Source organism: Mucilaginibacter segetis (genome assembly GCF_016522075.1).
Taxonomy (GTDB): Bacteria; Bacteroidota; Bacteroidia; order Sphingobacteriales; family Sphingobacteriaceae; genus Mucilaginibacter; species Mucilaginibacter segetis.
This window is the reverse complement of sequence record NZ_JAEHFW010000001.1, coordinates 1,000,188-1,024,256: the sequence shown is the minus strand read 5'-3', so window position 1 is coordinate 1,024,256 and position 24,069 is coordinate 1,000,188. Positions and strand designations below refer to the sequence as shown.

The window sequence follows — 24,069 nt, the reverse complement described above, 5'->3', positions numbered from 1 at the left end:
TTCAAAAATAGGATAATTACCCGTTAGATGAAGTATTCGTAAGGTCAGATTTTTAAATAATCATTTTAGCAATACTTTATAAAGTTTTTTAAAAACTAAAAGATGTTTATAAAAAAACTGTGCCCGGCTTTGATATTTAAATTATTTAATCCCTATATTGTACACTATTACCCCTGATCAATTTATTAAGCCAATTATTGCATGAGCCCAAAATCGGAAAGATTCATTTCGCTTGATGTATTTCGCGGGATGACCATTTGCTTTATGATCATTGTTAACACCCCGGGCAGCGGAGCCACAGCATTTGCACCGCTGGAACATGCCGCCTGGTTCGGGTTTACACCTACCGATCTTGTTTTCCCCTCCTTTTTGTTTGCCGTAGGTAACGCCATGAGTTTCTCGATGAAAAAATTCGACGGACTGGCTGCCGGCACCGTAGTGTGGCGCATATTTAAACGTGCCGCTATCATATTTTTATTGGGCTACCTCATGTACTGGTTCCCGTTTGTGGTGCATACCAGCGCGGGCTGGGGTATATCGCCCATAGCAAAAACCCGTATAATGGGAGTTTTACAGCGCATAGGGCTGTGTTATCTGTTTGCTTCACTTATTATTTACTTCATCTCATCTAAACGAACCATTATCATCATCAGCATATTATTGTTATTTAGTTACTGGGCCCTGCTGCTCCTGTTTGGCGACCACGATGCGCCTTACGGCATGCTCACCAACGCTGGCACTTTTCTGGATAAATTTGCTTTAGGCGATGCGCACCTGTACCACGGCGAGGGTGTGGCTTTTGACCCCGAGGGTATATTAAGTACCCTGCCTGCTATTGTGAACGTAATATGCGGCTATTTTGCCGGTAAATACATACAGGAAAAAGGGAAGAACTACGAATCGATAGCGAAACTGCTGTTGATGGGATCGGTATTCATATTTGTGGCGCTTTGCTGGAACATGGCCTTCCCGATAGGTAAAAAATTATGGACAAGCTCTTTTGTGATGCTCACCGTTGGTATTGATCTGGTACTGATTGCCGCGCTGGTGTATGTAGTAGAGATACAAAAATGGAACGGCGCCAACTGGACGTCGTTTTTTACCACAGTTGGTAAAAATCCGCTGGCTATTTATATCCTGTCGGAGTTGCTGGTAATTGTTTTTTATATGGTAACCGTAGGGGGCAAAAGCTTTTACCGTTGGATAAATGATGTTTTTTACCAGGCCATAGTACCGGGACCGATAGGCTCGCTGTTGTTTGCCATCAGCTTTATGCTGCTCTGCTGGAGCGTAGGTAAAATATTGGATAAGAACAAGATATACATACGGGTGTAGCCCATTATGCAGCGCAGGCAAAAAGCCAGCAATCAATCTATTAACACACCCCTGGCCCCTCTCAAGAGGGGAATTACGCGTGCGAGTCATGCTTAATTTATTTCAGGATGACGGGTTGTGCCTGTCATTTCGAACGATAGTGAGAAATCCTGAACGCTGTCCGCCCCAAGGTCATGCTGAATTTATTTCAGCACCTCATGTGCATAGTGATAAACATACCCCGTGGGTTCCTGAAACAAGTTCAGGATGACAGGGCGGTTTTGTCATTTCGAACGATAGTGAGAAATCCTGAACGCTGTCCGCCCCAAGGTCATACTGAATTTATTTCAGCACCTCATGTGCAGGGTGATGAACATGCCGTGTGAGATCCTGAAACAAGTTTAGGATGACAGGGCGGTTTTGTCATTTCTAACGGTAGTGAGAAATCCTGAACGATGGCTATCTCACTTGTAATTAGTGCTCTTTAGGAATGGGCAGAGTTTTATTGTGGAGCCTGTGGATGTTCATTTTCTTTGTCATTGCCACAAAGAAAACGAACCAAAAGAAAAGGCTAGTCAGAGCGAATGCTTCCACCCGCGAGGGCCATACTCCCTGTCCCGCCCGCTCTGACTTTCCCTGCGCTTTTTGTCAGTTTATGGTAAGTAGTACTTGTGCTTGATTTTTTCTTTTTTCCTTTTCCCTTCAGCAGAACAGCTTCGGACGGAGGACAGACGGCACATGATGGCCACGCGGGCAGGCAGGGCATAGCAATACTTGCTGAAGCATATGGCCACAGCGCGAACGTAGTGGAGCAAGATTTTGCAGCCCGTGGTGCCATATGCCCTGCCGGGTAAAGGCCCCGTGCGGCAAAGAAGCCTCTCTGCTGAATTGATCTTTTGTTACTTTTGGTACCTCAAAAGTAATTGGCCTCTGCGGCCAGGAGCAGTAGTCGAACTGTAATAACATATCCAACCAGTCATGCTGAATTTATTTCAGCACCTCATGTGCAAGATCACCCCGTGGGATCCTGAAACAAGTTCAGGATGACAGAAGGTATGTCATTTCGAACGGTAGTGAGAAATCTTAAACGCTGGCTATCTCGCTTGTATAAGATATTTCGCTGTCGCTCAATATGACAAATGTTTTTTTTACCCTGCTTACGGTCATGCTGAATTTATTTCAGCAACTCATGTGCATAGTGATAAACATACCCTGTGAGATCCTGAAACAAGTTCAGGATAACGGGTTGTTTATGTTGCTCTATCCATCCCGGGGGATTAGGGTGCGGTTAAAATCATTATCTTTGCGGCATAACACCATCCATGAGCAAAGTAGTAACACCTTATGAGCATCAGCAGGGCACCAAAAAAGAGCAGGTGGCCGATATGTTCAACAATATCTCTAAAACGTACGATTTCCTGAACCACTTCATGTCGTTAGGTATCGATATCATCTGGCGTAAAAAAGCCATTAACGAGTTAAAAAAGGATAAACCGCAGCTAATACTGGATGTGGCCACCGGCACCGGCGACTTCGCTTTCGAGGCATTATCTATCCTGAAACCAAAAAAAATAATCGGGGTTGATATTTCGCAGGGGATGTTGAACATCGCGGAGCAAAAAATCACCAAACGTAACCTGAGCGATAAATTCGAGGTAAAACTTGGCGACTCGGAGAAACTGCCTTTCGGGGCGGATGAGTTTGATGCCGTTACCGTTGCCTATGGGGTGCGCAATTTTGAGAACCTGGAAAGCGGCCTGGCCGATATCCATCGTGTGCTTAAACCGGGTGGCAAGGCCGTAGTGCTGGAGTTTTCGAAACCTAAGGTGTTCCCGGTAAAGCAGTTATATAAATTCTACTTTAACTACATTACGCCCGGTATTGGCAAGCTTTTTTCAAAAGATGCCAGGGCGTACAGCTACCTGCCCGAATCGGTAGAGGCCTTTCCGGATGGCAAAAACTTTGTGGCCCTTATGGATAAGGCAGGCTTTAAGCATACCAAAAACCGTCCGCTGGCGTTTGGTATTTGTTCCATCTATACAGGCGTTAAATGATAAAAACCCGGTACATCATCATCATGCTATTAATGGCTTGCGGCAATTTTGCATGGGCACAGCAGTTAGTACCGGCATGGGGTGGCGGGGCCGATCAGGAAGATCTCAGCTTTGGGTTCAGCTTCTCCTACGTGGGCAGTACCTTTAAAATTGTAAAGAAACCCGATTGGCGCGATCCGTTTTTTGATACCGAGGATAACGTTTACGTAACCGATTCGCTTAACACTATCAGCTCTAAAACATTACCCGGTTTTGCCGTGGGCTTTATAACCCGCTACCGCATTACCGACCACCTGGAGGTACGCACCACGCCCGCGCTGGTATTTGCCGACCGCTCCCTTACTTATACCTATCAAAATACCGACGAACCTACCGAAAAGCAGGTACAAACCACTACGGTTGATGTACCGTTTACCATGAAGCTAAAATCCGACAGGTTGGGCAACCTGCGGGCATACCTGCTGGGCGGGGTAAAGCTATCTGCCGCTATAGGTCGAAAAAAAGAAGAGGAAAACCTGGCCCTTACCGAGCGTACGGTAAAAAACGTGCGCAGTTATGCCTCGTACGAGGTTGGTTTCGGGTTCGATATTTACTTTGAATACTTTAAGCTATCGCCCGAGGTTACCCTGAGCAACTCCTTCGGCAATATGCTTGTGCCCGAAAATCAACCCTATTCATCCCCCATCAGCAAGTTGTATCTGCGCACACTGATGTTCAGCTTACGGTTTGAGTAAAAGCTTACCCACGCTAACGTCATGCTGGTATTTATGTCAGCACCTCATATGCAAGGTGATAAACATATCCCGTGAGATCCTGAAACAAGTTCAGGATGACGGGCGTTTTTGTCATTTCGAACGGTAGGGAGAAATCTTAAGCTTTGTACAATATTCGCTATTTATTAGTAGTCCTTAGGAATGGGCAGAGTTTATTGTGAAGCCTGTGGATGTTACTTTCTTTTTCCGCAAAAGAAAGTAACCAAAGAAAACTCGCGGCTGTGCAATGGGCTGTTAAAGTTAATGCTTAGGCAAAGCCTGTGCTTCCGCCCATTCCAAATGCCGCATTTTGTCGGTTATGTTGAGATAGTACTTAACTTACTTTTTTCCTTTTTTTCTTTCCTTCCCCTTCAGCAGAACAGCTTCGGACGGAGGGCAGACGGCACATATTGGCCATGCGGGCAGGCAGGGCATAGCAATACTTGCTGAAGCATGGCCACAGCGCGAACGAAGTGGAGCAAGATTTTGCAGCCCGTGGTGCCGTATGCCCTGCCGGGTAAAGGCCCTGTGCGGCAAAGAAGCCTTTCTGCTGAAAAGTACTTTTGTTACTTTTGGTACCTCAAAAGTAATGGGCCTCTGCGGCCAGGAACAGTAGTCGAACTGTAATAACACACCCCTAACCCCTCTCAAGAGGGGAATTACACGTGCGAGTCATGCTGAATTTATTTCAGCACCTCACGTGCAAGGCGGTAAACATACCCTGTGAGATCCTGAAACAAGTTCAGGATGACAGGGAGGGGAAAACAAGTTCACAATGACAGGGCGTGGGAAACAAGTTCAGGATGGCAGGATGGGCATTTTTATTCAAACAACCCTTCCCTGTTATTTATCAGTTCCTCTAAATCAACTTCATCCATTAAAATATCGGCGAGGCAGGCATCAAGGGCGAGTTTTTTAGAGGCGTTTACCACCAGCAGGTGCAGCCGGCCATCCAGCGGGGTGCCGTTGAGGGCATCGCGGTAGGCGGCTATGTCGCGTTTGTGGGCAATGCGCTCGTATGGCGGCGAAGTCATTAGTTTTAGCTGTAACTCGCTGATGAGCTGTTGAGTAGCCTCGGTAAGCATGTCGTACTTTTCATCGGCAGTAAAGCTGATGAGCTGCAGTTGGTTCAAAAAATTGTACACAGTGGTGGCCATCACTCCAATATCTCGGCCTGCGCGTTTACGCTCCAGCGCGGTGAGGGCGTTACCGCGAGCGGTGATAAAACGCGTGCGCACATCGGGCTTGGCAGCAGGCGGCGGTGTTGGCGCAGGCAGTTCCTTTACGGCGCGTAACCGTCTCTCCGACAGCAGGTACATCTTTATAAACCGCTCAATACTCACCACGCTGAGGCCGTAATACTCCCCGAACTCACCCCTTATGCCCAGGGCAATAGCATCGGGGATTTCGCTGAGGCGGATGCCGGGGTAACGGCGGATGATGTTGTCCGTAAGTTCGTTAACCATGTATTCGCGGTCGTGTTTGGTGATGTCGCGCATGTTGAGGTCGGCAAAGGCTTTGGCAAGGCTCATTACTATTACCTCAAAAACAAGGCGTTTGGGCACATCGCCCCAGCCAATACCCGGCTCACGGGCAATAAGTGTCGCCGGATTGTTAGCAGCAGCCGGCAGGTTGGTGTTTACATTATCGGTATCCATAAAAAACGGGGGTTACTTATTCGCGCATTTGCACCTCGGCAAACTGCATGGCCGCAGCCACGCCACGCAGGGGTTGTTGTGCGGTTTTGGGTTGATAATTATTTTGTTTTTTAACGCAACCTTTTTTGTTTGGTGCCGATGGCTGCGCCGCCAGATGTTTAGGCAGCCAGTAGTAGAAGTTTTTGCCTATATCGGTAAGGGTTTTACCGTCAAGCTCGCCAAAATCTACCTTGCTGTCGTAAAATGTTTTAAAAAACGCGGCCAGTCCGTCATCATCCAAACCAAATTTATCGCGAAGCAAATGGTGGTTACGGGTAGCTGTAAAAAACCGTAAAGCATCAGCATAACTAATAACTGTATTTACCACTACTGCTACTACTTCTTTTTTTAGTTTAGGTTTAGGTTTTAGTTTATTATAGTCAGCAGTATCAGCAGCAACATCAGCAGCAGGATAAGCATCAGCTTTGGCATCAAATTTTGAGGGTGATGCGGTGCTTAACAACAGCCGGTACTCGCTAAAGGTGCGTTTGCTTTTATTGCTTTTGTAACCGATGAGGCCGCATTGTATCAGCTCCAACCGGGCATGTATCAGCGTATTTTCGGTAACTCCAATGGCGTTAAACAACTCCGCGTTCGAGCAGTTGAACGTATCCGGCCATGCGTCGTCGTTGGCTATAGCTACCAGTTCGTAGTATAATGCCTGCGCGACTGCCGACAGCCGGTAACGCCTGCGCGCCCTGCGTAATTGTGCGGTGAGTAAATAACTGTTCATGTGGTTGGGTTTTAGTGCCGGATTTTAGTGCCGGAGTGAGTGTTTAGTGCGGGAGATTGGTGCCGGTGTTTAGTGTCAGATAATAGCCGGAGTGAGTGTTATGTGCCGGAGGATTAGTGCCGGATTATGGTGCCGGAGAGTACTATAAGACATTAAATCTACCTATGCTATACATGCTATTTGGCATACAGTCAATAGTATAACATCATATCTTTCGACTTCCCGTCTTTCGGACTTTCGGACTTCCCGTCTTCCCCCTCTCATTGCTCGTTCCAGGCTTCAATTTCGTTACTGATGATGTCGATATCGGCTGCCCATTGCTCGGTGGGGGCGGTGGTCAGGTCGGCAGCGCCAACGGTTTCTGTTTCAATTAAACGGGTAAGTATGGAGCGCAATACTGCCTCGCGTGCCCATTGCTGCTCAATGGCGGCGGCATCATCGCGGTACCAGGTTAGGGCCTCGTTTATTTGTACACGGGCCTTATACACGTATTTTTTGGTAGGATGCAGCTTTGTACCCTCGTAGCTGTTCAGGTTTTCGGCACGGATGATCTTAGCGAGGTACTTGTGTGGCACATCCAGTTGCAGGCATTCATCGAGCGAGTTTTTAAAGTCGTGCTTATCCTCCAGCCAAAGGGTAAGCATATCGTCGGTAAGGTCGTGGTCGGCAATGCTGATGCGGCTGTAATCATAATCAACCGAGATAATGAGCCACCAAAGCTGGTCTTTTAGTTTTTGTGATAGTTTCATGGTGAGTTTGTGAATAGTGAATAGTGAGTTTGTTGTAATGGTGAATTTGAATTATCTTCTGTTATTTTGAACGGTAGGGAGAAATCCTGAACGCTGTTATTTCCCTAACGTCATGCTGAATTTATTTCAGCATCCCATGTGCAAAGTGATAAACATACCTCGTGAGATCCTGAAACAAGTTCAGGATGACAAGACAGTTTATGTCATTTCGAACGGTAGTGAGAAATCCTGAACGCTGTTATTTCCCTATTGTCATGCTGAATTTATTTCGGCATCCCATGCTCATGGCAACACCTTGTGAGATCCTGAAACAAGTTCAGGATGGCAAACAGTCTATGTCATTTCGAACGGTAGTGAGAAATCCTGAACACTGTTATTTCCCTAACGTCATGCTGAATTTATTTCAGCATCCCATGTGCATGGTGATGAACATATCCCATGTGCATGGCAAGAAGTTCAGGATGGCAGGGCAGTTAGCGCTACCCCTCACTTGTTTTAAACTCCGGCATCCAGCCGGGTATATATTGCTGTATGGCGTCAATTTCTGTACGGTACTTTTGGCAGGTGGCCCGGTAGGCAAGGTAACGCTCCTGCTGTTGTTTGTTTATGGGTTTGGCTTTGCCGTTTTTGGGCGTGCGCAAGGCGCTGTAGGCTATGTACATTGTGCTGTATAATAAAAGGTTAGTTTTGTTTTTGATGAATTACAAAGCGGACGGGTGTCCGTATTAGCCGTAGCGGATGGGGGTTAAAGCTATTTCTTTAAGTTCTGTATGCATTTTATTTGGATATTGAATAAATTATATTAATTTAGCACCAATCAATGATACAAATATACAGATATTTCTTTATTAAAATACAGAAATAAAATAAAAAGTTATCCACAATGGAAGATGCCCAAAAACCCAATAAAATAAAAACCGTAAGGCCCGAAACCTTGGAGTTTATCATCCTGTATAATCAGTTACGCGGCATTGCCTTTGCCAATAACTCGGTATTGGCCGAGGCCCTGGGCTTTAATTCGGCCAGTAGTATTACGGAGATCATTAAAAGCAGGCAAAACATCGATCCTGAAAAATTAAAGATATTTAAAGAAAAATACAGAGAATATTTGGGCGGACGAAAATTTTCGGATAAGTTTGCAGATAAACCTGTATTTACCCGTAAAGAAGAGGGCATCCCGATGTATGAGATAACCGCCACCGCCACCGGCGTTGAGGTGTATAACGATATTAATGATTCCGTATCGGTTGGCAGGATGAATTTCCCCGGTATTGAGGAGTGCGATTTCGCCCTGCCCGTTTGGGGCCACAGCATGTACCCCTACCTGGAGAACGGCTGCTGGGTAGCGTTAAAAATTATCCACGACAAAAAGATACTGCCCGGCGAGGTGTATTATATTGAATGGGGCGACTACCGCATGTACAAACGCCTGCTTTTGGGCGATAACCCCGAGGAAGTGATCGCCCATTCAGACAACACTACCGAAATGGTAGGCAACCGCCTTAAATACGCCCCCTTTACCATCCGGCTTGATGAGATCAAGAAGCTGTGTTTGGTAAAGGATATCCATAAAAAGCATAATCATTAACCTTTCCTCACAGCATACTGCCCTGCCCATGAGGTGCTGAAATAAATTCAGCATGACTCGCACGTGTAATTCCCCTCTTGAGAGGGGTCAGGGGTGTGTTAATACAGTTCGACTACTGCTCCTGGCCGCAGAGGCCCATTACTTTTGAGGTACCAAAAGTAACAAAAGTACTTTTCAGCAGATAGGCTTCTTTGCCGCACAGGGCTTTTACCCGGCATGACATACGGCACCACGGGCTGCAAAATCTTGCTCCACTACGTTCGCGCTGTGGCCATACGCTCCGGCAAGTATTGCTATGCCCTGCCTGCCCGCATGGCCAATATGTGCCGTCTGTCCTCCATCCGAAGCTGTTCTGCTGAAGGGGAGAGACAAAAAAAGAAAAAAACTAAAAACCAAGCACTACCTTAACATAACCGATAAATGCGGCATTTGGAATGGGCGGAAGCACAGGCTTTGCCTAAGCATTAACTTTAACAGCCCATTGCACAGCCGCGAGTTTTCTTTGGTTACTTTCTTTTGCGGAAAAAGAAAGTAACATCCACAGGCTTAACAACAAAACTTTGCCCATTCCTAAGGAGCACTACTAATAAATAGCGAATATTGTACAAAGCTTAAGATCTCTCACTATCGTTCGAAATGACAGATACTACTACCAGTCATCCTGAACTTGTTTCAGGATCTCACAAGTATAGCCCTGCATATGGGATGCTGAAATAAATTCAGCATGACTTTTGGGGTGTTTACCAAATATCCTTACCTCCGGAAGACAAATAAAGTCGATAGAAAAACATAATTTCGTTGCCATTGGTTAATACTACTATGGCTAAAATTGCATTAATAACGGGAGCAACCGCCGGCATTGGCGAAGCATGTGCTCATACTTTTGCCCGCGAGGGTTATAATTTAATACTAACGGGGCGGCGTATGGACAGGCTGGAACGCCTTGCTGATAAGTTGAACGAGGAGTATAATGTTAAAGTGGCGGTATCATCATTTGATGTGCGCAGCCGTGAGCAGGTAGTGAGCAATCTTGACACCCTGCCCGCCGACTGGAAACAAATTGACGTGCTGGTGAACAATGCCGGGCTTAGCCAGGGGCTTGATCCGGTACAAAGCGGCAGCTACGAGGATTGGGACACCATGATTGATACCAACGTAAAGGGGCTGCTGTATGTAACCCGTGTGGTAAGCAACTGGATGATTGATAACGGCACCGGCCATATTATTAATATTGGCTCAATTGCCGGTAAAGAGGTTTATCCCAACGGAAACGTATATTGCGCTACTAAACACGCGGTTGACGCGCTTACCAAAGCTATGCGGATAGATATGCTTAAGCATGGCATACGTGTTACGGCGGTGCATCCGGGAGCGGTAGAAACGGAGTTTTCGGAAGTGCGCTTTAAGGGCGATAAGGAACGCGCCAAAAAGGTGTACGACGGGTTTGAGCCTTTAGTAGCGCAGGACATTGCCGAAACGGTTTGGTTTGCGGCATCGCGCCCGGCGCATGTTAATATCAACGAGCTTACGGTTATGCCTACCGCGCAGGCTACGGCAACTAACATTTTTAAAAAATAGTGCGGATGAGTGGATATGCAGATGTGCAGATGAAACATTCCGAATACAACAACATCACAAACAATATATTAATCAACCTACAAAATGTCGTTAATTACCCAAATAGACCAGGATATTAAACAAGCCATGCTCAGCAAACAACCCGACAGGCTGCGTGCCTTAAGGGCCATAAAATCGGCTTTGTTACTGGCTAAAACCGAAAAGGGCGCAAGCGAGGAACTCACCAGCGAAGCCGAAATTAAAGTGCTGCAAAAACTCATTAAACAACGTAAGGAGTCGGCAGAGATCTACAAAACTCAAAACCGCGAAGACCTTTATGAGGTAGAGATGGCCGAAATGTATGTAATAGAGCCTTACCTGCCGCAGCAAATGACCAAATTTGAAATAGAGGGCTACATTCAGGAACTTATTGAGCGCCTGGGGGTAACATCGGTAAAAGAGATGGGCCGTGTAATGGGCGTAGCCAATAAAGAACTGGCTGGCAGGGCCGATGGTAAAACGGTATCGGAAGTGGTGAAACAGCTTTTGGGTTAATTCTTAATTTTTATTATTGTTAGTTTTATTGGCTTTAATACATTTAAAACGTTAAAAATTACAACTTTTCAGACTAACATTTAAATTGGTCTGCTATATTTACAAAAAACCACACATACCACTACTATATATGGATTTTGCGCTTAAAGAAGACGACGGTTTTACTTACATAGATGAGGGACAGGGCCCAACATTGCTGCTTTTGCACGGGTTAATGGGCGCATTAAGTAACTGGGAGAAGGTGATAGAGGAGTTTAGCCCTAATTACCGGGTAATTATCCCCATACTGCCCATTTACGATCTGCCCTTATTAACCACCGGGGTACGCAGCCTGTCCAAATATGTACATAAGTTTATTAAGCATAAAAAATTAAGTAATGTAATCATGCTGGGCAATTCGCTTGGCGGGCATGTAGGGCTAATATATGTACTGGCGCATCCGGGCTATGTAAAAGCACTGGTATTAACAGGGAGCTCGGGCTTGTATGAGAATGCTTTCGGCGGATCGTTCCCCCGGCGCGAGAGTTATGATTTTGTAAAAGAAAAAGTGGAGTACACGTTTTACGATCCGGCAACGGCCACAAAAGAACTGGTTGATGATGTTTTTGCCACCATTAATGATCGTGCCAAGGTAATACGTATACTGGCTATGGCAAAATCGGCCATAAGGCACAACATGAAGGATGAACTGCGCAAAATAACCATGCCGGTATCCTTAATTTGGGGCCGTAACGATAAAATTACCCCGCCCGAGGTTGCCGTAGAGTTTAAAGAGCTGATGCCTAACTCGGAGTTACACTGGATTGATAAATGCGGCCACGCCCCCATGATGGAGCAACCTGAAGAATTTAATAAGTATTTAAAACAGTTTTTAGATAAATTGGAGAAATAGATATGCTGGCATTTGAGTTGATAGCTAACGCGGTACCACCGGTTCATACGTCTGACAGTGTGCAGAAGGTAATGGAGCGCATGGCCGAGTTCAGGCTGCTCCATTTGCCCATTGTTAACGAATTGCAGTTTTTAGGTTTGGTAAGCGAAGACGACCTGATAGAGGAAACCGATTATAACGCGCCCATAGGTTCGCTGGCGCTATCATTAGTTAACCCTTACGTACTGGAAGATCAGCACATTTACGATGTGATACGCTTGTTTTATGAACAGCAGCTTAGCGCAGTACCCGTACTTAACGCCCAGCACGACTACCAGGGTCTTATCTCTATCAACACCATGAACGAGTACTTCGCCAAACTTACCTCTGTATCCGCACCGGGGGGCATCATTGTGCTCGAGATCAGCAATAAAAACAATTCGCTTGCCCATATGGCACAGGTGGTAGAGTCTGACAATGCACAGGTGCTCAGTTCCTACGTGCGCACCTTTCCGGACAGCACCCGTATGGAAGTTACCCTAAAAGTGAACAAGCAGGATATCAGTAATATTGTAGCTACCTTTTTACGGTACGAGTACGATATTAAGGCTACCTTCAACTTCACCGACCATAACAACAACGCTAAGGACCGGTTCGATTCTTTTATGAATTACCTGAATTTGTAATATTTTATACGCGCAGTAACAGCGGTCAGGATTTCTCACTACCGCTTGAAATGACAAAAACGCCTGTCATCCTGAACTTGTTTCAGGATCCCACGAGATATCGACTTGCGCATGAGATGCTGAAATACATCAGCATGACGCTTTAATTAAAAATATATCCATTTGTCATATTGAGCGACAGCGAAATATCTTGTACGAGCGAGTAATAGCGTTCAGGATTTCTCACTACCGTTCGAAATGACATACCTCCTGTCATCTTGAACTTGTTTCAGGATCTCACGGGGTATGTTTACCGCCTTGTACGTGGGATGCTGAAATAAATTCAGCATGACTCGCACTCGTAATTCCCCTCTTGAGAGGGGTCAGGGGTGTGTTATTACAGTTCTATACTGCTCCTGGCCGCAGACGCCCATTACTTTTGAGGTACCAAAAGTAACAAAAGTACTTTTCAGCAGATAGGCTTCTTTGCCGCACAGGGCCTTTACACGGCAGGGCCTACGGCACCACGGGCTGCAAAATCTTGCTCCACTACGTACGCGCTGTGGCCTTATGCTTCGGCAAGTATTGCTATGCCCCTGCCTGCCCGCATGGCCAATATGTGCCGTCAGACCTCCACCCGAAGCTGTTCTGCTGAAGGGTAGAGAAAGGAAAAAAACTAAAAATCAAGCACTACCTTAACATAACCAACAAAATGCGGCATTTGGAATGGGCGGAAGCACAGGCTTTGCCTAAGCATTAACTTTAACAGTCCATTGCACAGCCGCGAGTTTTCTTTGGTTACTTTCTTTTGCGGAAAAAGAAAGTGACATCCACAGGTATATCAATACAACTCTACCCACCCCTAAGGAGCACTAATTAAAAAGCGAAATATCCTATACTACCGATCACCAGCGTTCAGGATTTCTCACTATCGTTCGAAATGACAGGTGCGATTAAAGCAATCGGACTATAAAATATTATTTTGATTGAGGTGATGAACCAATAACTTTACAAAAATCTTTTTTAATGAAAAGAAAATATATAATAATTTGTATTCTGTTAGTTTTAATCCTGTTAGCCTTAACGGTTATACTTTTTATTACCCAGCATGGGAACGCTGCATTTGATTTTGATATTAAATAGTAGTATAAATTTTTCTTTTCCAAAACTGATTTATCGTCACTCAAAAAAACCTTCGCCCATTTTATAAGGCATAAAAAAAAGGCCGGAACATATCCCGGCCTTTTAAAAAGAAAAATTATTTATGGGGTTATTTTAGTTACGACCAAAACCTCTGTTACCGCCACCGTTAAAACCTTTGTCTTCGGCTACGTTAACAGTAATTCTTTTGCCGTAATAGCTTTGCCCGTTCATGCACCTAATAGCTTCTTTAGCCTCATCCTCGTTCACCATTTCAACAAATCCAAAACCCCTGCTCTCTTTTGTTTCACGATCTTTAACTATCCTGAGCGACTTAACCGGCCCAAAATCACCAAAAACCGCATTTAGTTCGGCCTCACTTACTTCTAACGGAAGGCCTCCAATAAATACTTTCATTAATCTCCTTTGTTTTTGTGTAAAGGTACTAAAAATAGGTCATTTTTTATAGCTCCGGGCACGATTTAACCTTTCGGTAATCTGTTTTTTACAATAGAGTGTCAATTACTAATAACTTTAGCTTATGGGGAGCGTAAACCAAAAAGTACTGCCATTTCCGGGGTCGCTGTTTACACCTATCTGCCCGCCGTGGCGTTCAATAATTTCGGCGGATATGTAAAGCCCCAGCCCCAATCCTGAAAACTGGATGCCCGTTTCATTAACACGGTAATAGCGCTCAAACAGATGAGGCACTTTTTCTGCAGGGATACCTATACCAAAATCCTGTACGGAGAGCATGGCGCAATCAGCAAGCTGCTGTACCTTAAGTATTATTTTTTTTGATTCAGGAGCGTATTTAACAGCGTTGTTCACAAAGTTAACTATCACCTGGTCAATCCGCTGTTCATCAGCATACACCTGCAGCCCGGGTTCGCCCTCAATTACAACAGCATGCGCATCATCACCGGTCAGGTATTCGCAGCAATCATGCGCCAGTTTAAACAGGTTAAACCTTGCTTTTTTTAGAGGGAGTTTACCGTTATCTATTTTTGATATATTCATCAGATCCTCGGTAAGGTGTACAAGCCTGCTCAGGTTATTATTGGCCTTAGCAATAAACACCGCTACCTGGGGCGATGTTGGGTTGGTATCAAACAACTTTGACAGCAGCTGCATGCTTAATTTAAGCGAGGTAAGCGGGGTTTTAAGCTCGTGGCTGGCCACGCTTATAAACTCATCTTTTTGCTCCACAATTTTACGGCGGGCGGTTACATCCATAAAGGTGGCAATGCCGGCTACTATTTTGTTTTTATTATCGCGGATGGGCGCAGCATTAATAGAGATATAAAAACGTTCCCTATCCGGCGGCTGTACGGCAATCTCATGATCATAAACGGGCTGGCCGGTTTTCATCATTATCGCCATAGGGTGTTCCTCATCGGGCAGCGGCGAGCCGTCGGTTCTGAAATTCTTCCATTTGCGTTCGCCAAAATTATTGCCGAGTATCTCACTTTCATGCAGGCCCAGTATTTTTTGCGCCATAGGGTTGGCATAGGTTAACTTACCATTGGCATCAATAATACCTACCCCCTCGGCCATGGTTTCCAATATCTGCACCAAACGTTCCTCGTTGTGGCGCAGCTCGTCCTCTACCAGTTTTTTCTCATCAATTATAGCCTGCAGCCTGCCGCGCGACAGTACCTTATCAGTTACATCAACCGCAAAGCCTACCGCGCCATAAATGTGATCAAAGGTATCGTACAGGGGCTCAATACTCAAATCAAGGTAAAAGGTTTTCACCCTGTCGGTTCGTTTATATTGCAGAGGTGTTTCCTGTACCTTAAAGGCCCTACCGGTGGCAAGTACCTCATCAAAAATAGCGTGGTAACCCTGCTGCTCCAGTTCGGGTATTACCTCAAATACCGATTGTCCAATTAAATTTTCGGTAAGGCCACGGTTCCACAGGCGGCGCATAGCCTGGTTAATGTAATCTATAGAGTACCCATCGCGGTTAATAAACACCATGCCTATGGGCGCACGCATAAACTGCCGCTGCAACTGGTCGTTATTCTGCTCATTAAGGGCAAGCTCTATCTCCTGCCGGTTGGCATTAAAAAAGGCCTCGGTAATATCGCTTACGTTATAAATAAGCGAGGTTACCTCCCCTGCCCCGTCCATCACCGGCGAACTTGCAAACTGCCAGTAGCGTTTATCAAACTTATCAGTACCGGTTAAGGGGATATCATGCCGCACGCCTCTTAAAACCTGTGCGGTTTTAGTTTTTATGGTCATCAGCAGGCTATCTTCAATGATATCGCGGTTGCTGGTGCCGCTTTCCTCCGGATTGGCCGGGAAGGCATCCCAAAGGCTTTTGCCTTCCATATGGGTTATTGCAGTACCGGTAATTTTTAAAAAAGCCGGGTTAGCTGCCAATATTTTAAATTCCGGAGCTTTAGCCTGCAGAATCACCATAGGCGGGCCAACCTCAAAATATTGCTGAAAAAATATGGCAGGCAAGTCAGACATACTAACTACAGTTGATGTTTTTCTTCCTTAAACTATTTATACACCGCAAACAGACGGGCAATAACTGGCTATACAAATATAAGGGTATAAGCTGCAGCCGGGGCAATATATTTTTAAAAGATTATTTTAATTTAAGATTGAAAGTACCCTGTACGCGGTAAAAAGGTGAGCTTGCCTTGTCATCAGTTGATAAAAAGGTAAAAAAGGTACCGCTGGCCAGTACACTATCCTGCCTGAAGCGGCTCAGGTTAATGGTGCCGGCATCACCGGGTTTGGTGTAACGTGTTAGGGTGTACTGCTTTATGTGCATCTCATCGGGCCGCAACAGCAACTGACTGCCCTCAACACTGCGGGTGGTATCTACATTGGCGTTGCCCTTTGAGCTTAGTCCGAAACTAATGGTATGTGCCTTGTTAATAGCGGTAATGCCAAAATAATCGCTGCTACCGGCGCGCATGGTTACAAAGGCTACGGAATCTTCTGCAGCGTTAAAGGTGTAGGTAGAATCGTGTAATTGCAGGGTAAGTGTGCCGCTAACGGCTAAGGAATTTTCGGGCGAGGTTAAGGCAAGTGCGCTATCAGCAGTAAAAACGGCTTTATTTTCGTCGACGGTGTTAACCGCCTGGTCTTTTTGGCATGAAGATGCCATAACTGCCAGGAGCAACATAAGGGTAATACAGAAATTGGTAAACCTTCTTACTTGCATAGGTGAATAATTGCTGTAAAAATATAAAAAAAATTATGCTGATGTTCCCCGTCACAAAATCTACCGCACTTTTTTAACATTTTTTAACTATTAATATATACGCAAGCTGCTATAAAAGGTTTGTGATATTTATAAAAAAAATTTAAATAGGTTAATACGCTATTATATAAATTAACAAATGGTTAAATTATTGTTAAAGTTAATAAACTTTAACTGCCTTATGTTTAACAGCAGACAGGTTCAATTACAAATACCTGATGTACCGGCGGCGTGCAAGTTTAATTATTGCATACATCAAAGAAGTTAGTAATAAACATGCGCCTATAGTGAAAATCACAATATTTAGCCATGAATAATAAAAGCTTAGCCGGGTTGAAAAAGAGATTAATGTTACGCCCAGCACAATACACGCGCCAAGTATAAGAGCTTTGCAGGTTCGGGTCATCAGTTTAATTTTTAGGTTTGGTAATTATTACGAAATATATAGAAAAAAGTTAACCATAGTTTAACTTTTTAATTACTTTTTTTTAAAACAGCGTATTATATTCTTTTTTGCGACAATATTCCGGGTAAAAATCAGTAAATCACAATGGTTACCTACCCTTTATGTCATACTGAATTTATTTCAGCACCTCATATGCAGGGCTTTACTTGTGAGATCCTGAAACAAGTTCAGGATGACAGGGAGGGGAAAACAAGTTCAGAATTACAGGTGGTAGTATCTGTCATTTCGAACGATAGTGAGAAATCTTAAGCTTTGTACATCTTCGCTATTTAGTAGTGCTCCTTAGGAATGGATAGAGTTTTGATATTACGCCTGTGGATGTTAATTTTCTTTGTCATTGCCACAAAGAAAACGAACCAAAAGAAAAGGCTAGTCAGAGCGAATGCTTCCACCCGCGAGGGCCATACTCCCTGTCCCGCCCGCTCTGACTTTCCCTGCGCTTTTATTCGGGCCTGGTAAGTAGTACTTAACTTTTTTTCTTTTCCCCTTCAGCAGAACAGCTTCGGACGGAGGGCAGACGGCACATGATGACTATGCGGGCAGGCAGGGCATAGCAATACTTGCCGGAGCGTATGGCCACAGCGCGAACGTAGTGGAGCAAGATTTTGCAGCCCGTGGTGCCGTATGCCCTGCCGTGTAAAGGCCCTGTGCGGCAAAGAAGCCTTTCTGCTGAAAAGTACTTTTGTTACTTTTGGTACCTCAAAAGTAATGAGCCTCTGCGGCCAGGAGCAGTAGTCGAACTGTATTAACATATCCAACCAGTCATGCTGAATTTATTTCAGCACCTCACGTGCAGGAAATAAACATACCCCGTGGGTTCCTGAAACAAGTTCAGGATGACACAAAGTTTATGTCATTTCGAACGATAGTGAGAAATCCTGAACGCTGGCTATCTCGCTTGTAAAAGACCTTCCGCTATATCAACTTCCCGGTATTTAAAGCATCCTGCAAATGACTTACGCGAAACTTTGGTTTATAGCAACGCACCGCTACACGCTTTACCCAGGGCCGCTGGTAGTTGAACAGCAGCTTTAACATACGCACCCTTGCCGAGCCTGTAGGATAGCCGTATTTATACCAGCTGAATTTAGAATCATCAATGTTAAAATGCTGCGCAAATTCAGCCAGGAAGAGATCGATCTCGATATCAAATATATCCAGATCCAGATCAATACTGGTATGTGGTGTAATGGTGTCGGGATCAACCCGGGTTACTTTGTAACGATCGCAATAATCAACAATAAATTTTTTTAATTGAGGGTTTATCTGCTCCATAGTACAACCGTAGTGTGTAGCTATGTGACGTGCTTTTTTACCGGAAGGTTGCTTGCCGAAGTGTTAAAAAGTGTTAATCGGCAACGTTTTTTTGCAATACCAGCATATTAAGTGGCTGCTTAAGCACTCCATATTTTTCAGGGATAATAAGGGGGATGATCTCCCCGGTTTTCTGATAGCCGCGCCGCTCATACCAACTAATAAGTTCCAGCCGGGAATCAATAACGGTCATAAAAACCGATGTACAGTTAAGCTTTTTGGCATGTTGTTCGCCAGCCTGCAGCAATTGCCTGCCAATACCTTTTGCCTGTAATAATGGCGATACGCTCAGCATCCCCAGGTACAATTTATCGCCCTGTTTTTGCAGGTAAACACAACCGGTTAAGTAACCATCAGTATCGGTATACTTTAAAATATAGGTGTGATCGTCGGTAAGGTAGTCAATAAGGGTAGCCTCGTCAATGCGCTGGCCGTCTATCATGTTAGCCTCGGTTGTCCACCCGCGACGGGAATTTTCGCCCCGGTAAGCGGAGTTCACCAGCGCGGCCAGTGCAGGTACATCGGTTAAAGTAGCATTGCTTATTGCCATAGTGCGGCAAAAGTAAAAATTTTAATAAAAAATGAGGGGTAATTGAACACCGCAATATGACAGGCGGATTATGTTTACAAAATACCCCCAATGTCATGCTGAATTTATTTCAGCACCTCATGTGCAGGGTGATGAACATGCCGTGTGAGATCCTGAAACAAGTTTAGGATGACAAAAAATCATGTCATTTCGAACGGTAGTGAGAAATCTTAAGCTTTGTACAATCTTCGCTATTTAGTAGTGCTCCTTAGGAATGGGCAGAGTAATGAGAAATCTCAAACGCTTAATATCTCGCTTTCAATTAGTTCTTCGTACGCAAACGTTCATCAAAAGTAAATTTATTGATGGCGGCTATTTTTATGCGATCAAAATCGGGGTGGGCGGGGTTAAACAGGTAGTTATGTTCCAGCTCAATTATAGCCGATGGTACCTTTAAAACTGCTGTTTGCATGCCCTGCAACCAGGCATCGCCCAGGGCCTGTGTTATCGGATAATTAATTACCTTTTGCCATTGGCTGTTATGTTTCAGCAGATCGGCCTGCGTTATCTCTTTTACAGCAAGTCCGGCAGGCAGGTTAAATATGGTGACAGAAAAATCGCCTGCATACAGGGAGGTACCTGCCGTGTGCACTAATTTCTCGAGACATGACAGCGCAAGCGAGCCGCCTGTATAAATAACGTAACGCCCCCGCGAGTTCCATCGCCCGTCAATACCGGAGGCATTACGATCGGCAGCGTATTTGGTTTGCGCTATGCGGTAAGTGTACAAAACAGGGCGGTGCTTTAGGCGGTAACGCCGTAATCAATACGAATAAGCTCACTCATTATAATACCTATGCCCGTAATGGTATCAAGCATATCAAAAGGAATGGCATCAATACCGGGGTTGTAATGGCGCAGCCAGCTTTTAAACTCCTCAAGGGAGCCAAAAGTATCAAGGCCCTTATCAAAAAGCTCAAAAAGCTGTATAATGTGCTCACTAAGGCCGGGGTTTAACCCTTTAGTACTTTGTATATGCTTGCGCAGGGTGGGCTCGGTAATATCAAGCCAGCGGGCAATATCAGCCTGGGTAACGCCGGTAACCTGTAACAGATCAGTTAAGGAGCCGGGTTGCAGCCCCTGCTTTATGGCGCCAAGCTTGGCAATAGGCGATTTAAAATAACCGCCGTAAGGCACCATCAGCTCATGCACTGTGCTTACCTGCGGGGTGGTATCATAAGCGCGGGCAGCGGCTTGTTTACCTGTGCCGCTTTTGGTGTTATTTTTATTTACTGCATTGCTCATATACAAATGTAATTATTTTCTATTTAAAAAGAAAATATTTTCCATTTTGTTTTTTGGTAAATAAATATCTAAAAATATTAGCATTTATAAAATTAATTACGTACTTTTGAATATGTTTTATGCCAATCGGCATTTTAATCATAATCACTCGTCATGCAGTCTTTAACCAACGCGGAAGAATACACCGCCCGTGTAAACGAATATTTTACTTACCTGAAAGGCGAATATCACCTGGAGCAGCCTGCCGGGTTAAAAGCAGGTAATGATGCGCCAACCCCTGTAAAGGTATGGGACCGCGAACCCGAGCCTGCCCTGCTGAGCAACCTGGCTCTTTGGCTTGGGTTTAACAGCAGGCAGGAATTTGAAACCTATGAGCGCAACGGTGAATTTGCAACTGTTGTAAAACGTGCCCGCCTGCGCATTGAAGCTGAGTACGAAAAAAAACTGCATTACCAGTCGGCAACAGGGGCCATATTCGCGCTGAAAAGTATGGGGTGGACCGACCGCGCCGATAATAACACACCTGCGGAAGAAGTGCCCAAAAGTTTGCCTGTAGAGATCATTAACCTGGGCCCTTCACTGGCCGCCAGCGAAGGTGAAGTGGAAATGTAACCGGAGCGGCAGTGCACTGCCGCTCCGGTGTTATAGTTAGTGTGTATAATGTTCTTCGTAAAAATCTGTATATAGGTTACCATCGTCACGGCGCTCATCAATACGTAATTCCACTACCAGTTCTGAAGAGGTTAGCGTTTTTATAGTGTAAGCTGTGTAACTCGATGATGTTGAACTGATACGTGATGTAACAGTAAGCTGATTGCGCAAAATATTCCAGTTAATATTAACACTGCTGTTACCTGATACAACCAAGCCGGATTTATCCTCATTAAACTGGTAATAGGCGTTGTTAAGATCAGTAGCGGTTAAAGTGTAATTATCATATTGTGTACCATTACGCTGCCGGGTAACAATTTGTTGTTTTATGTACCATTTGCCCACAATTGGGCCCGTAGCATAGGGATCATCCTTTTTACAGGATGAAAAGCCGACGACTAAAAAGGCCATCACCATTAAAATGTAATTGTTTTTCATATCATTATAGGTTTAATTCTTAATTAATGTTATAGTAAAATTCATCAATAAAGTTAATTATAAATTTGTTACCTAAAAATATAGTTTTTTAATCAGATTTTAAAAAAAATCTCTTTTGATATGTTAAAATCAATTAACTTTTTTAGTAACAAGTTTATTACAGTTTATTTATACCTCATTATAAAGCACTTAAATAAATGCGAACCTCGCTCCTTTTTCACCATAATTTTAAAACCGATGCACACGTGGTTATAAACCAGGGTGGTACCAGCTCGGGTAAAACCTACGCTATTGAGCAGGTATTGTTTTGCCTGGCCTGTAACGAGCCTGCCGTTATTATAACGGTTGTAGGACAGGATATCCCCAATCTTAAATCGGGAGCCCTGCGCGATGCGCTGGCCATATGTGATAGTTCCCCCGCCATAAAGCATATGCTTAAAAGCTATAACCGTACCGACCGTATTTTTGAGTTCCGTAACGGCAGCGGAACAATGGGACAAACTGGTGCAATCATGGGAGAGCCAGCAGCTTAAACCCGGTGCTTTTCAGGATTACGAAGGCGTGGTTGATCTGTCGGACTTTATGGTACAGCGTTACCTTACCAAAATACAAATAGCTAACGAGCGTTTGTACTGGCTGGGCAAAGGCGCTACCAAAGAAGCCGCTTTCACAGCCGATTTCGCAGGCTTGTTGCCTACCATAGCGGCAGCATCAGGCGTGTACAAGGTTGACCTGGGCAAACCGGCAACATCAATGGCTGCATCGGCCATCAGCGCGTTAGGTGTAGTAACCGTAGCAGATACCTCCGCCCTGCGCGATGGTGACGTAGTAACTATTACCGCGGTAACCGGTACCAGTAAAGATACCACCAACGGCGGTTCGGGTATTGCAATACAAGGGCAATCGTACTTTGTGCAGGTTACCGGCTCAACCACCCTTAAACTGGTACGCAACTATAACGAAATAAACACCCGCAAGCCGGCAACCTTCAGCGGCACAGCATCTGCTGCTACCGTAAGCTTTATTAACGCCAGCAACGTATTGGGCGTTTTAACAGGCATATACGCACAGCTTGACCCCGCCGACCGCAGTCAGGAAGATTTTAACCTGCAAATACCTTTACACGTAGGCTATGCTTACGCACAGGCACAGGCAGACAAAGCGGTAAACGTACTAAACGCCTTTACTGATCCTAAAAAAATGGATTACCTGGGTGTACCACTGCAACTGATGAATCACTGGCAGGCTAATACCATATTGGGCGCGCGTTCATCAAACCTGTTCTTAGGGGTTGATCTGCTTGGCGATGCCTCCGAACTGTCAACCGTTTACATGAAGCCTTACACTAATGATAACGTAGTACGCATGAAGGCCCGTATGAAAGCCGCCGTAAACTACAAATTCGCTAACGAGCTGTTTTATTTATCAGCATAGCGAATGGTTAATTGTGCTGATTAAGTGAGTGGTTATTGCTCCTTGCTTAATCGGCGGTTAACTGCTCTTCCAATCAATTAATAACTTAATCAACCAATTTTTATGTCGATTTATAACAAAATTAATGCAGGTTTCAGCCTTAGTACGGGCTCACCTGTAACTTCAGGAATTGAGGATGTGCTTTACATCTTTAACCAGGATGACGTAACCCTTACTTACGACACCGAAAACCCGCTTATCATCACCGGTTTAACCGCAGTAGCCAGTGCTAAGGTTTACAAATTTGAGGGAACAAACAACAGCTTTAACAGTATGAGCAAGCTGGCCAAAACACAGGTTGGCCCGCGGTATACCGAAGAAATAGACTTTAATGTAGCCGGACTTTCTGTTGATATTAAAACACAACTGATGGCCATGGGCTATGGCAGAGTATGCGCAATAGCGGTAAACAACTACAAAGACAGCGACTCGGCCATTGAATTATTCGGCGCGGTAAACGGACTTATAGTAACCGAAGCGGAACGCAACGCCGCAGATGAAACACTTGATGGTGGTTACAAAATAAAATTGACCAACCCCGATAAGCTAAAGGAACCGTATCCGCCGCGTGCAGTATCCATAGCACCCGAAAGCGGTACAGCCACTTATGCCAGTACCATTACCGCTATTGAAGCGCTGGTAGCATAAGCATTTATTTGAGTGATGGGTAGTGAGTGATGAGTGATAACATTCATTACCCTCCTCAAAAATACATCACTTAAATAACACCACATGAAAAAATACAAACTAAAGCCGGGCAATCATCAGTTTGCGCCCGGTTCGGCAGCAGTGCACAACAACGGTAATGTTACTGATAAAGAAGCCGAATGGTATCTGCAAAATACCCCCACATAGCTGCCCTTTTTGAAACTACCGTAAACGGGCCGGACGTAAAGCCTAAACACAAACGTAAACGGATAAGTGGTACGCAACTAATCAACAAAGATGAGCAAACAGGCCTCATCGCATCTAAAAACCAGAGCTAAACA

The 24,069-nt window shown here is 44.8% G+C and carries 31 protein-coding genes; 16 read left to right on the top strand and 15 right to left on the bottom strand.

Going from position 1 to position 24,069, the window contains the following annotated elements; translation table 11 throughout:
• The first annotated feature begins 201 nt into the window (after positions 1-201).
• The 4 genes from I5M19_RS04820 (at position 202) to porT (ending at position 4,102) form a co-directional block, all read left to right on the top strand.
• On the top strand, positions 202-1,335 hold the full coding sequence (locus tag I5M19_RS04820) for an acyltransferase family protein (RefSeq protein WP_200064672.1): 1,134 nt from the start codon (positions 202-204) through the stop codon (positions 1,333-1,335).
• A gap of 650 nt (positions 1,336-1,985) precedes the next feature.
• Positions 1,986-2,168 carry a hypothetical protein gene (locus I5M19_RS04815; protein ID WP_200064670.1) on the top strand — a complete coding sequence of 61 codons (183 nt, stop codon included), beginning with the start codon at positions 1,986-1,988 and terminating at the stop codon, positions 2,166-2,168.
• A gap of 468 nt (positions 2,169-2,636) precedes the next feature.
• A complete protein-coding gene (ubiE, locus tag I5M19_RS04810) occupies positions 2,637-3,368 on the top strand; it encodes a bifunctional demethylmenaquinone methyltransferase/2-methoxy-6-polyprenyl-1,4-benzoquinol methylase UbiE (RefSeq protein ID WP_200064667.1) in 732 nt (243 codons plus the stop codon).
• Positions 3,365-4,102, top strand: coding sequence for a type IX secretion/gliding motility protein PorT/SprT (porT, locus tag I5M19_RS04805; protein WP_200064665.1), 738 nt, complete (start codon positions 3,365-3,367; stop codon positions 4,100-4,102). Before ubiE ends, porT begins: the two co-directional genes overlap by 4 nt.
• Positions 4,103-4,459: 357 nt before the next feature.
• Here the strand turns inward: porT and I5M19_RS04800 are convergent, their stop codons facing one another.
• The 5 genes from I5M19_RS04800 to I5M19_RS04780 form a co-directional block, all read right to left on the bottom strand.
• On the bottom strand, positions 4,460-4,771 hold the full coding sequence (locus tag I5M19_RS04800) for a hypothetical protein (protein WP_200064660.1): 312 nt from the start codon (positions 4,769-4,771) through the stop codon (positions 4,460-4,462).
• A gap of 170 nt (positions 4,772-4,941) precedes the next feature.
• Positions 4,942-5,778 (bottom strand): hypothetical protein, encoded by an 837-nt coding sequence (locus I5M19_RS04795; RefSeq protein WP_200064658.1) that lies wholly within the window; start codon positions 5,776-5,778, stop codon positions 4,942-4,944.
• Between the two features lie 16 nt (positions 5,779-5,794).
• The gene (locus I5M19_RS04790) at positions 5,795-6,550 is read right to left on the bottom strand and encodes a helix-turn-helix domain-containing protein (RefSeq protein ID WP_200064655.1); all 756 of its coding nucleotides are present in this window, start codon (positions 6,548-6,550) and stop codon (positions 5,795-5,797) included.
• A 260-nt stretch (positions 6,551-6,810) separates the two neighbouring features.
• Complete coding sequence (locus I5M19_RS04785) at positions 6,811-7,299, bottom strand: hypothetical protein (protein ID WP_200064651.1); 489 nt, start codon at positions 7,297-7,299, stop codon at positions 6,811-6,813.
• A 479-nt stretch (positions 7,300-7,778) separates the two neighbouring features.
• Entirely contained in the window at positions 7,779-7,961 is a 183-nt protein-coding gene (locus I5M19_RS04780) for a hypothetical protein (RefSeq protein ID WP_200064648.1), read from the bottom strand.
• A 221-nt stretch (positions 7,962-8,182) separates the two neighbouring features.
• On the opposite strand from I5M19_RS04780, the gene I5M19_RS04775 reads away from it, so the two are divergent.
• Entirely contained in the window at positions 8,183-8,887 is a 705-nt protein-coding gene (locus I5M19_RS04775) for a S24 family peptidase (protein WP_200064646.1), read from the top strand.
• Between the two features lie 207 nt (positions 8,888-9,094).
• Here the strand turns inward: I5M19_RS04775 and I5M19_RS04770 are convergent, their stop codons facing one another.
• Both I5M19_RS04770 and I5M19_RS04765 read right to left on the bottom strand, forming a co-directional pair.
• The gene (locus tag I5M19_RS04770; RefSeq protein ID WP_200064643.1) at positions 9,095-9,259 is read right to left on the bottom strand and encodes a hypothetical protein; all 165 of its coding nucleotides are present in this window, start codon (positions 9,257-9,259) and stop codon (positions 9,095-9,097) included.
• A 277-nt stretch (positions 9,260-9,536) separates the two neighbouring features.
• The gene (locus I5M19_RS04765) at positions 9,537-9,692 is read right to left on the bottom strand and encodes a hypothetical protein (RefSeq protein ID WP_200064641.1); all 156 of its coding nucleotides are present in this window, start codon (positions 9,690-9,692) and stop codon (positions 9,537-9,539) included.
• Between the two features lie 14 nt (positions 9,693-9,706).
• Between I5M19_RS04765 and I5M19_RS04760 the strand changes: the two genes are divergently transcribed.
• The 4 genes from I5M19_RS04760 to I5M19_RS04745 all read left to right on the top strand — a co-directional run bounded on the left by I5M19_RS04760 (position 9,707) and on the right by I5M19_RS04745 (position 12,556).
• Positions 9,707-10,465, top strand: a complete 759-nt coding sequence (locus I5M19_RS04760) for an SDR family oxidoreductase (RefSeq protein WP_200064638.1) — start codon at positions 9,707-9,709, stop codon at positions 10,463-10,465.
• An 84-nt stretch (positions 10,466-10,549) separates the two neighbouring features.
• Positions 10,550-10,999: a GatB/YqeY domain-containing protein gene (locus tag I5M19_RS04755; RefSeq protein WP_200064635.1), complete on the top strand. Its 450-nt coding sequence runs from the start codon at positions 10,550-10,552 to the stop codon at positions 10,997-10,999.
• A 130-nt stretch (positions 11,000-11,129) separates the two neighbouring features.
• Positions 11,130-11,891: an alpha/beta fold hydrolase gene (locus I5M19_RS04750; protein WP_200064632.1), complete on the top strand. Its 762-nt coding sequence runs from the start codon at positions 11,130-11,132 to the stop codon at positions 11,889-11,891.
• A gap of 2 nt (positions 11,892-11,893) precedes the next feature.
• The gene (locus I5M19_RS04745; RefSeq protein ID WP_200064629.1) at positions 11,894-12,556 is read left to right on the top strand and encodes a CBS domain-containing protein; all 663 of its coding nucleotides are present in this window, start codon (positions 11,894-11,896) and stop codon (positions 12,554-12,556) included.
• A gap of 1,254 nt (positions 12,557-13,810) precedes the next feature.
• Here the strand turns inward: I5M19_RS04745 and I5M19_RS04740 are convergent.
• The 3 genes from I5M19_RS04740 to I5M19_RS04730 all read right to left on the bottom strand — a co-directional run bounded on the left by I5M19_RS04740 (position 13,811) and on the right by I5M19_RS04730 (position 16,808).
• Positions 13,811-14,092 (bottom strand): RNA recognition motif domain-containing protein, encoded by a 282-nt coding sequence (locus I5M19_RS04740; protein ID WP_200064626.1) that lies wholly within the window; start codon positions 14,090-14,092, stop codon positions 13,811-13,813.
• A 117-nt stretch (positions 14,093-14,209) separates the two neighbouring features.
• Positions 14,210-16,159, bottom strand: coding sequence for a PAS domain-containing sensor histidine kinase (locus tag I5M19_RS04735; RefSeq protein WP_200064623.1), 1,950 nt, complete (start codon positions 16,157-16,159; stop codon positions 14,210-14,212).
• 121 nt (positions 16,160-16,280) lie between these two features.
• A complete protein-coding gene (locus I5M19_RS04730) occupies positions 16,281-16,808 on the bottom strand; it encodes a hypothetical protein (RefSeq protein WP_200064620.1) in 528 nt (175 codons plus the stop codon).
• 646 nt (positions 16,809-17,454) lie between these two features.
• On the opposite strand from I5M19_RS04730, the gene I5M19_RS04725 reads away from it, so the two are divergent.
• Complete coding sequence (locus tag I5M19_RS04725; RefSeq protein WP_200064618.1) at positions 17,455-17,619, top strand: hypothetical protein; 165 nt, start codon at positions 17,455-17,457, stop codon at positions 17,617-17,619.
• 666 nt (positions 17,620-18,285) lie between these two features.
• Here the strand turns inward: I5M19_RS04725 and I5M19_RS04720 are convergent.
• The 4 genes from I5M19_RS04720 to I5M19_RS04705 form a co-directional block, all read right to left on the bottom strand.
• Positions 18,286-18,645, bottom strand: a complete 360-nt coding sequence (locus I5M19_RS04720) for a DUF1493 family protein (protein ID WP_200064615.1) — start codon at positions 18,643-18,645, stop codon at positions 18,286-18,288.
• Positions 18,646-18,718: 73 nt separating this feature from the next.
• On the bottom strand, positions 18,719-19,234 hold the full coding sequence (locus tag I5M19_RS04715) for a GNAT family N-acetyltransferase (RefSeq protein ID WP_200064611.1): 516 nt from the start codon (positions 19,232-19,234) through the stop codon (positions 18,719-18,721).
• Between the two features lie 301 nt (positions 19,235-19,535).
• Positions 19,536-20,003 carry an RES family NAD+ phosphorylase gene (locus I5M19_RS04710; RefSeq protein ID WP_200064608.1) on the bottom strand — a complete coding sequence of 156 codons (468 nt, stop codon included), beginning with the start codon at positions 20,001-20,003 and terminating at the stop codon, positions 19,536-19,538.
• A 14-nt stretch (positions 20,004-20,017) separates the two neighbouring features.
• Positions 20,018-20,518 (bottom strand): antitoxin Xre/MbcA/ParS toxin-binding domain-containing protein, encoded by a 501-nt coding sequence (locus I5M19_RS04705; protein ID WP_200064605.1) that lies wholly within the window; start codon positions 20,516-20,518, stop codon positions 20,018-20,020.
• 153 nt (positions 20,519-20,671) lie between these two features.
• On the opposite strand from I5M19_RS04705, the gene I5M19_RS04700 reads away from it, so the two are divergent.
• The gene (locus I5M19_RS04700) at positions 20,672-21,130 is read left to right on the top strand and encodes a terminase small subunit (protein WP_200064602.1); all 459 of its coding nucleotides are present in this window, start codon (positions 20,672-20,674) and stop codon (positions 21,128-21,130) included.
• A gap of 36 nt (positions 21,131-21,166) precedes the next feature.
• Here I5M19_RS04700 and I5M19_RS04695 read toward each other — a convergent pair whose 3' ends face one another.
• Positions 21,167-21,607, bottom strand: a complete 441-nt coding sequence (locus I5M19_RS04695; protein ID WP_200064598.1) for a hypothetical protein — start codon at positions 21,605-21,607, stop codon at positions 21,167-21,169.
• A 197-nt stretch (positions 21,608-21,804) separates the two neighbouring features.
• On the opposite strand from I5M19_RS04695, the gene I5M19_RS04690 reads away from it, so the two are divergent.
• From I5M19_RS04690 to I5M19_RS04675, 5 genes are all read left to right on the top strand, one after another.
• On the top strand, positions 21,805-22,140 hold the full coding sequence (locus I5M19_RS04690) for a hypothetical protein (RefSeq protein ID WP_200064595.1): 336 nt from the start codon (positions 21,805-21,807) through the stop codon (positions 22,138-22,140).
• Positions 22,073-23,041, top strand: a complete 969-nt coding sequence (locus tag I5M19_RS04685) for a hypothetical protein (protein ID WP_200064592.1) — start codon at positions 22,073-22,075, stop codon at positions 23,039-23,041. The genes I5M19_RS04690 and I5M19_RS04685 overlap by 68 nt, the downstream gene beginning before the upstream one ends.
• Positions 23,042-23,143: 102 nt before the next feature.
• Positions 23,144-23,728: a hypothetical protein gene (locus I5M19_RS04680; protein ID WP_200064589.1), complete on the top strand. Its 585-nt coding sequence runs from the start codon at positions 23,144-23,146 to the stop codon at positions 23,726-23,728.
• 84 nt (positions 23,729-23,812) lie between these two features.
• Entirely contained in the window at positions 23,813-23,935 is a 123-nt protein-coding gene (locus I5M19_RS18700) for a hypothetical protein (protein WP_262895486.1), read from the top strand.
• Positions 23,908-24,066 carry a hypothetical protein gene (locus I5M19_RS04675; RefSeq protein WP_200064586.1) on the top strand — a complete coding sequence of 53 codons (159 nt, stop codon included), beginning with the start codon at positions 23,908-23,910 and terminating at the stop codon, positions 24,064-24,066. The genes I5M19_RS18700 and I5M19_RS04675 overlap by 28 nt, the downstream gene beginning before the upstream one ends.
• Positions 24,067-24,069 lie beyond the last annotated feature (3 nt).

Bases quoted from the DNA above. Each gene is read 5' to 3' on its own strand.
- I5M19_RS04820 (WP_200064672.1), top strand. From the start codon at position 202: ATGAGCCCAAAATCGGAAAGATTCATTTCGCTTGATGTATTTCGCGGG.
- ubiE (WP_200064667.1), top strand. From the start codon at position 2,637: ATGAGCAAAGTAGTAACACCTTATGAGCATCAGCAGGGCACCAAAAAA.
- porT (WP_200064665.1), top strand. From the start codon at position 3,365: ATGATAAAAACCCGGTACATCATCATCATGCTATTAATGGCTTGCGGC.
- I5M19_RS04795 (WP_200064658.1), bottom strand. From the start codon at position 5,778: ATGGATACCGATAATGTAAACACCAACCTGCCGGCTGCTGCTAACAAT.
- I5M19_RS04790 (WP_200064655.1), bottom strand. From the start codon at position 6,550: ATGAACAGTTATTTACTCACCGCACAATTACGCAGGGCGCGCAGGCGT.
- I5M19_RS04785 (WP_200064651.1), bottom strand. From the start codon at position 7,299: ATGAAACTATCACAAAAACTAAAAGACCAGCTTTGGTGGCTCATTATC.
- I5M19_RS04780 (WP_200064648.1), bottom strand. From the start codon at position 7,961: ATGTACATAGCCTACAGCGCCTTGCGCACGCCCAAAAACGGCAAAGCC.
- I5M19_RS04775 (WP_200064646.1), top strand. From the start codon at position 8,183: ATGGAAGATGCCCAAAAACCCAATAAAATAAAAACCGTAAGGCCCGAA.
- I5M19_RS04765 (WP_200064641.1), bottom strand. From the start codon at position 9,692: ATGGCAACGAAATTATGTTTTTCTATCGACTTTATTTGTCTTCCGGAG.
- I5M19_RS04760 (WP_200064638.1), top strand. From the start codon at position 9,707: ATGGCTAAAATTGCATTAATAACGGGAGCAACCGCCGGCATTGGCGAA.
- I5M19_RS04755 (WP_200064635.1), top strand. From the start codon at position 10,550: ATGTCGTTAATTACCCAAATAGACCAGGATATTAAACAAGCCATGCTC.
- I5M19_RS04750 (WP_200064632.1), top strand. From the start codon at position 11,130: ATGGATTTTGCGCTTAAAGAAGACGACGGTTTTACTTACATAGATGAG.
- I5M19_RS04745 (WP_200064629.1), top strand. From the start codon at position 11,894: ATGCTGGCATTTGAGTTGATAGCTAACGCGGTACCACCGGTTCATACG.
- I5M19_RS04740 (WP_200064626.1), bottom strand. From the start codon at position 14,092: ATGAAAGTATTTATTGGAGGCCTTCCGTTAGAAGTAAGTGAGGCCGAA.
- I5M19_RS04735 (WP_200064623.1), bottom strand. From the start codon at position 16,159: ATGTCTGACTTGCCTGCCATATTTTTTCAGCAATATTTTGAGGTTGGC.
- I5M19_RS04730 (WP_200064620.1), bottom strand. From the start codon at position 16,808: ATGGCATCTTCATGCCAAAAAGACCAGGCGGTTAACACCGTCGACGAA.
- I5M19_RS04725 (WP_200064618.1), top strand. From the start codon at position 17,455: ATGGTTACCTACCCTTTATGTCATACTGAATTTATTTCAGCACCTCAT.
- I5M19_RS04720 (WP_200064615.1), bottom strand. From the start codon at position 18,645: ATGGAGCAGATAAACCCTCAATTAAAAAAATTTATTGTTGATTATTGC.
- I5M19_RS04715 (WP_200064611.1), bottom strand. From the start codon at position 19,234: ATGGCAATAAGCAATGCTACTTTAACCGATGTACCTGCACTGGCCGCG.
- I5M19_RS04705 (WP_200064605.1), bottom strand. From the start codon at position 20,518: ATGAGCAATGCAGTAAATAAAAATAACACCAAAAGCGGCACAGGTAAA.
- I5M19_RS04700 (WP_200064602.1), top strand. From the start codon at position 20,672: ATGCAGTCTTTAACCAACGCGGAAGAATACACCGCCCGTGTAAACGAA.
- I5M19_RS04695 (WP_200064598.1), bottom strand. From the start codon at position 21,607: ATGAAAAACAATTACATTTTAATGGTGATGGCCTTTTTAGTCGTCGGC.
- I5M19_RS04690 (WP_200064595.1), top strand. From the start codon at position 21,805: ATGCGAACCTCGCTCCTTTTTCACCATAATTTTAAAACCGATGCACAC.
- I5M19_RS04680 (WP_200064589.1), top strand. From the start codon at position 23,144: ATGTCGATTTATAACAAAATTAATGCAGGTTTCAGCCTTAGTACGGGC.
- I5M19_RS18700 (WP_262895486.1), top strand. From the start codon at position 23,813: ATGAAAAAATACAAACTAAAGCCGGGCAATCATCAGTTTGCGCCCGGT.
- I5M19_RS04675 (WP_200064586.1), top strand. From the start codon at position 23,908: ATGGTATCTGCAAAATACCCCCACATAGCTGCCCTTTTTGAAACTACC.